The 1,083-nt window shown below is 63.6% G+C and carries 1 protein-coding gene; it reads right to left on the minus strand.

The genetic code is table 11. From position 1 onward, the window contains the following. Nucleotides 1-79 precede the first annotated feature (79 nt). The coding region (locus P0D89_RS53285) for an IS91 family transposase (RefSeq protein WP_408379692.1) at nt 80-1,083 on the minus strand (1,004 nt) is incomplete at its 5' end.

The following is a 1,083-nucleotide window of genomic DNA, read 5'->3' on the forward strand; positions in this document are numbered from 1 at the left end:
AGAGCGCAGTGGACATACGTGCCAGGTGGACGCGCAGGATGTGCCGGGTTCAGTGCCGAGGAGGGACATGCTTAGTGCCTCATTGCTGGCATGGTGGTGCCCGTTGCGGCGCGCCAGGCAGGAGGTATTCGACGCAGACCATGTGACCGTGTTTGCAGACGGGACAGTCGCGCAGTGAGCGGCCAGTCAGGTGCGCATAGTGGTCGCCATAGTCAGGCCTGGGTGTCTCAGGGGTTTCGTTGGACGGCGCGCCAAGCAGTCTGCGACATGCGGCGAGGCTGGTCTCGCGCAGCCGGTTGCTGAGCAGTCCGTAGTGGCGAATTCGTTGTAGTCCGTGCGGCAACACGTGCAGCAGGAAGCGGCGCAGGAACTCGTGGACGTCGAGACGCATCACGCGTGGTCTGGCCGGATGGCGATAGTCCTTCCAGCGAAACGTGACGTGCCGGTCAGTCTGACTGATGAGGCGGTTGTTGGAGATTGCGACGCGGTGGGTGTAGCGGCCGAGATAGTCGAGCACTTGTTGGGGACCACCGAATGGCTCCTTGGCATAGACGACCCACTCGGTTCGACACAGACCGGACAGATAGCGGGCAAATTGTCCCGGCTCAGACAGGTGAGCCAGTGACGAGAAGAAGCGGAGTGCCCCGGTATCGAAGGCCTGTTGCAAGCGTTCGAGGAACAGCCGGCGGAACAGGCGCGAGAGAACCCGCACCGGCAGGAAGAATCCGGGGCGGCAAGCCACCCAGCGCGCGGCGTCGGCAGCAAGGCCGCCGCCCGGGATGACGCAGTGCAGATGCGGATGGTGGACCAGGTTCTGCCCCCAGGTGTGAAGTAGCGCGATGAATCCGATCGTGGCACCGAGGTGCCGGGAATCTGCCGCGATCGTCTGCAGCGTTTCGGCGCTTGCCTGGAACAGGATGTCGTAGACGACACGCTTGTTCTGGAATGCGATGGCCGCGATCTCTTGCGGAACGGTGAAGACGACGTGGAAGTACGGCACGGGCAGCAGATCCGCCTGACGGCGCTCAAGCCATTGTGCCCGGGCGAGAGACTGGCACTTCGGGCAGTGCCGGTTGCCACACG

The organism is Paraburkholderia sp. RL18-085-BIA-A, from assembly GCF_046027075.1.
In the GTDB taxonomy this organism is placed as follows: domain Bacteria; phylum Pseudomonadota; class Gammaproteobacteria; order Burkholderiales; family Burkholderiaceae; genus Paraburkholderia.